This is a genomic window from Pseudomonas sp. HMWF021 (assembly GCF_003061005.1).
GTDB lineage: Bacteria > Pseudomonadota > Gammaproteobacteria > Pseudomonadales > Pseudomonadaceae > Aquipseudomonas.
This window is the reverse complement of sequence record NZ_QAIK01000168.1, coordinates 17229-21977: the sequence shown is the minus strand read 5'-3', so window position 1 is coordinate 21977 and position 4749 is coordinate 17229. Positions and strand designations below refer to the sequence as shown.

Annotated in this window: 6 protein-coding genes; 2 read left to right on the top strand and 4 right to left on the bottom strand. The window is 59.1% G+C overall.

The features are described 5' to 3' along the window. A partial coding sequence (locus DBR18_RS29830; protein WP_256588914.1) for an aldehyde dehydrogenase family protein occupies positions 1–865 on the top strand: 865 nt, incomplete at its 5' end. Between the two features lie 119 nt (positions 866–984). Here DBR18_RS29830 and DBR18_RS24345 read toward each other — a convergent pair. Next, positions 985–1644 carry a carbonic anhydrase gene (locus DBR18_RS24345; protein WP_108592228.1) on the bottom strand — a complete coding sequence of 220 codons (660 nt, stop codon included), beginning with the start codon at positions 1642–1644 and terminating at the stop codon, positions 985–987. A 61-nt stretch (positions 1645–1705) separates the two neighbouring features. Next, positions 1706–2173: a cyanase gene (cynS, locus tag DBR18_RS24340; RefSeq protein WP_097090280.1), complete on the bottom strand. Its 468-nt coding sequence runs from the start codon at positions 2171–2173 to the stop codon at positions 1706–1708. 120 nt (positions 2174–2293) lie between these two features. Between cynS and cynR the strand changes: the two genes are divergently transcribed. Beyond that, positions 2294–3178: a transcriptional regulator CynR gene (cynR, locus tag DBR18_RS24335; protein ID WP_108592227.1), complete on the top strand. Its 885-nt coding sequence runs from the start codon at positions 2294–2296 to the stop codon at positions 3176–3178. 153 nt (positions 3179–3331) lie between these two features. Here cynR and DBR18_RS24325 read toward each other — a convergent pair whose 3' ends face one another. Both DBR18_RS24325 and DBR18_RS24320 read right to left on the bottom strand, forming a co-directional pair. Further along, complete coding sequence (locus tag DBR18_RS24325) at positions 3332–3661, bottom strand: hypothetical protein (RefSeq protein WP_041073389.1); 330 nt, start codon at positions 3659–3661, stop codon at positions 3332–3334. 511 nt (positions 3662–4172) lie between these two features. Beyond that, a complete protein-coding gene (locus DBR18_RS24320; protein WP_108592226.1) occupies positions 4173–4676 on the bottom strand; it encodes a GNAT family N-acetyltransferase in 504 nt (167 codons plus the stop codon). Positions 4677–4749: the final 73 nt, after the last annotated feature.

The following is a 4749-nucleotide window of genomic DNA, read 5'->3' as shown; positions in this document are numbered from 1 at the left end:
GAATCCGGCGCTGGCCGATGCCGGTCTGCCGGCGGGGGCGGTGTCGCTGGTGGAAAGCGTCAATCACGCCGCCGGTTGGGCGATGTTCGCCGACCGGCGTTTGTCGCTGGCGGTGGCCCGGGGTTCGGGGCGTGCGGTGAGCCAGTTGGGCAGCATCGCCCAGCAGGCGGGCACGGCGGTCAGCCTGCATGGCACTGGCGGCGCGTGGTTGATCGCTGATCGTGATGCTGATGCCACACGCTTCGCAGCGGTAGTGCGCAACTCGCTGGATCGCAAAGTCTGCAACACGCTGAACGTCTGCCTGATTCAACGTGATCGTGCGGCCGAACTGGTGCCGCTGTTCCTCGATGCGCTGCAGCAGGCCGGCAACGCACGCGGGCAGGGCTGCAAATTGCACATCGTCGCCGGCAGTGAAAGTTATCTGCCGACCGAGTGGCAGAACGCGACAGTCGAGGTCTACCGCGCCGAGGGTTATCAGACTGAAGCCCTGGCCGAACCACTGGCCGAGTCCGATCTGGGCCGCGAGTGGGAATGGGAAGAAACCCCGGAAGTCAGCCTGATGATCGTCGACGATCTGGATCAGGCGATCACGCTGTTCAACCGCTACAGCCCGCAATTCACGGTCTCGTTGATCAGCGAGGATGCTGCTGTCCAGGAACGCTTTTACAACGCGGTGAATGCACCGTTTGTGGGTAACGGGATCACCCGTTGGGTCGATGGGCAATACGCGCTGAACAAGCCGGAACTGGGGCTTTCGAACTGGGAGAGTGGTCGGTTGTTTGCGCGCAGTGCGATTCTTTCCGGCGACGGGGTGTTCACCGTACGCAGCCGTATGACCCAGATCGATCTCAGCGTAAAACGCTGATCCGTATCCACGGCGCGCCCTGTAGGAGCTGCCGAAGGCTGCGATCTTTTGATCTTGTTCTTAAGCAAAATCAAAAGATCGCAGCCTTCGGCAGCTCCTACAGGGGGCGGCGATGTGATTCAGGCAGCTGCGCTGGCGTTTGCCTGAATGGCACACGTCGCCGGCTGCTCGGCCAGCGGCACAAACGTGCGCCGGTCCGCCGCCAGCGCATCGATCGAGCCGGTCTCGATGTCATACACCCAGCCATGCAGATTCAGCAGGCCTTTCTCCTGGGCCAGGCGCACGCTCGGGTGAGTCTGAATGTTCGCCAGTTGCGCGATCACGTTTTCGCGCACCATCGAACTCAATTTCGCCGCCTCACTGGCATGGGGCCGTGCCTCGTTCACCACTTTCGCCGACTCGGCATGTTGCAGCCAGCCGCTGACAGCAGGCAGGTGATCCATGCATTTGCACTGGGCAATCGCAGTCATCGCACCGCAATCGGAGTGGCCGCAGATCACGATGTCAGTCACACCCAGCACCGCGACTGCGTATTCCACCGTCGCCGAAACCCCGCCCGGATGCGGGCTGTAGGACGGCACGATATTGCCCGCGTTGCGGATCACGAACAGCTCGCCGGGTTCTTGCTGGGTCAGCAGTTCCGGCACCACACGGCTGTCGGAACAGGTGATGAACAAGGTGCCGGGTTGCTGAGTGGTCGCCAGGTGTTTGAACAGTTCGGTGCGTTGCGGAAAGGCTTCGTTCTGGAACTTCAGGAAACCGTCGATCAGGGCTTTCATGGGCGTGTCCTCATTGAGCAAGTGAGCGGTTGGCCCGCACGCGAGGTGCGGGCCGCGCGGATCAGAACGGACGCAGTGGCAGGAACTTGCCGTCGAGGGTGACTACGGCGCGGGAGCCGCCTTCGGGGTCTTCGACTTTCTTGATGTCGAGCTTGAAGTTGATGGCGCTGATGATGCCGTCGCCGAACTGCTCGTGAACCAGGGCTTTGAGGGTGGTGCCGTAGATCTGGATCATCTCGTGGAAGCGGTAGATGGTCGGGTCGGTCGGCACGCCGCTGAGGCTGCCGCGCAGCGGGATGATCTGCAGAGCGGCAACGGCGTCGGCGTCCAGCTCGAGTTTGTCACCGACCACTTGCGCAGCGTCTTGCGGCAACGGGTGCTGGCCGAGCAGGGCAGCGGTGACGTAGGCCAGGCTCAGGCCGGTGCCATCGGCCAGATCCTGCCATGACAGATTCTTGCGGGCCTTGATGTCGAGAATGCGGGTGGTCAGGGCCAGGCTGGCATCGTTGTAGGCGTGGGACTGTTGCATGGTGTCACTCCTTTCAAGGTTGGCTTGCTGTGTGGGAGCAATCTTCTGCCGATTGATCCATAGCGTCCAAGACCGATATACAATGCCAAGCATAAGTCCTGCCTATAGTTGATGAATCCCATGCTGCTGCGACATTTGCGTTATCTGCTGGCCGTGGCCGATCACGGCGGTTTCACCCGAGCGGCGGAGGCCTTGCACGTGTCGCAGCCGACGCTGTCGCAACAGATCCGCCAACTGGAGGAAACCCTGGGGGTGAACCTGTTCGACCGCACCTCGCGCACAGTCAGACCCACCGATGCCGGCGAGGCCTACATTGAATGTGCACGGCGAGTGCTGGTGGAACTGGAGGCGGGCAAGCGGGCGCTGCATGACGTGAAGGATCTGTCCCGTGGCACTTTGCGCCTGGCCATGACCCCAACGTTCATGGCGTATCTGGTCGGGCCGTTGGTGCGTGACTTTACGGCGCGGTATCCGGGCATTCATCTGCAGATTTTCGAGTTGTCGATGGACGACATCGAAGCAGGGCTGGCGGACGACTCGCTGGATGTTGCGATTGCCTTTACGCCGGTGCGCAACCCGGATATCGAGTGCATTCCGGCATTTACCGAAACCCTGGGGATCATGGTCGGGCGTGAGCATCCGCTCTATGGCAGCACTACGGCGCTGAAGGCGAGCGATCTTGCGCAACTGGATTTCGCCTTGCTGGCGCCGGACTTCATCACCCGGCTATCAATTGATGAGTATTTCCGTCTGCACGGGATCACGCCGCAGGTGCGGATCGAGGTGAACTCGGTGAGCACGCTGCTGGAAGTGGTGCGCCATTCGCCGCTGGCGACGATGTTGCCGGAGGCGATTGCTACCGAGGATCGGGCGTTACGCAGGTTGCGGGTCGAGAACGAAGCGCCGCAGCGAGGGGCGGCGCTGTTGCGGCGGCGCAATAATTATCACAGCGCGGCGGCGGTGGCATTTATGAAGTTGGTGCTGGAACTCAATACCCCCCTGTAGGAGCTGCCGAAGGCTGCGATCTTTTGATCTGGTTTTTTAAGATCAAGATCAAAAGATCGCAGCCTTCGGCAGCTCCTACAGGGAATTTTAGGGGAACAAAAAAGGGCCTGCTCCTTATGGGAAGCAGGCCCTTTTAATTATTGAAGCTGTAAATCAGCAGAACCGGTCAATCACCCGAACTTCGTTCTTGTTCTGCATCGAGTCCCACGCCTGTTTCAGCGTCTGCAGGACATTGCCGATGAAGTCCTTGTCGGCCGCGGCTTTCTTGCCGACATAACCGTGGCCGCGACGATACATCTTCAGGCGGGCCAGCAGGTTCTGGTTGCTGCGGTCGAATTCTTCTTCACCAGCGTGGGGCGACAGGCAGTCGATATGCACCTGACCCGACTTGCTGATCCAGAGAATGTGGCTGTCGTGGCTGTCTTTTTGCGCAGCGAACATACGAGCCAGTTCTTCGATAGTAGGTTGATTGTTCAGATTCATGATGTTTGCCCCTTGACCAGTCTGGTGATCTTTCAAAGTTGATTCGCTAATACAGGTAGCCCATCGGTTAGTTGATCCCTGGCACCGAAACCAGGACGTCAGCGGTCGCCCGTGTGAAGTACGGGGTCATGCGTCTGTTGCATGTAGTCGTGTTGAATAACTGCTACGCAATAGCGTCACAACGAGGAGAAGCAGCGAAAACCGGGAGGCTCCTTGACGACGTTTTCAGGGTCGACCACAAGCGTCTTGAGAATTTTCGCCAGCACTTCTCGTCCTTGTACTGGACGTTCAGGCCAGGTCAGCTTCTTCAATCTGCCTTGTGGGCAGCGTGTATCCGGAAAAAACAACTCGGCGGTCAGACGAGTTTGCTCAAGCGTGTTACCGATGTTCCCGATCGGGGAACGTCTTCATCATGCAAAAGCAAAACGGTGCCGTCAACGGTTTTGTAGTGATTATTTTTGGTCACTACATATTGTCGGACAAAGCTGTTTTGGAATGAGAAAAGTTCCGATCAGGCAACGGACACGGGGGCGCGCAGGACGTAGAAGGTGCAGGGGTAACCGTCCACGGCGCGCTGTTGGCGGGTGAATGCGCCGTCAGTCAATTCGGGGATCAACCTGGCCCAGAAGCGCTGCGCAGGCAGGTTGGCGTCGATGTGGAAAATCTGCCATTGACCGGGCAGGCGGCTCAAGAGGGCAGAGACGACAAACTGCGCGACGCCTTGGCCACGAAAGCGCCGGGCGAGGAAAAAATAGCTGAGGTTGTGTTCGGCGCCGTCGATGCGGGTGTCATCGTCGACGATCATAAATCCGGCGATTTCACCGTCGACGCGAATCAGGAAAGGTTGGGTCGCAGGGTTACGCCAGTAATCGTCCTTGAGAGAAATGCTGAAGAAACCATGTTCGCCGAGCCTCAGCGGTAGCCATTGGCTGAAGTCGTACATGTAGAACTGCATGAGGTTTTCGATGGTTTGCAGTTCGTCGCGGTGGGCGGGGTGTAGTTGGATGCTGGGCATTGGGGTTAACTCCCTGCGGTGATGAACCCGATAATGTGAACTCATACCTTGTGGCGAGGGGATTTATCCCCGA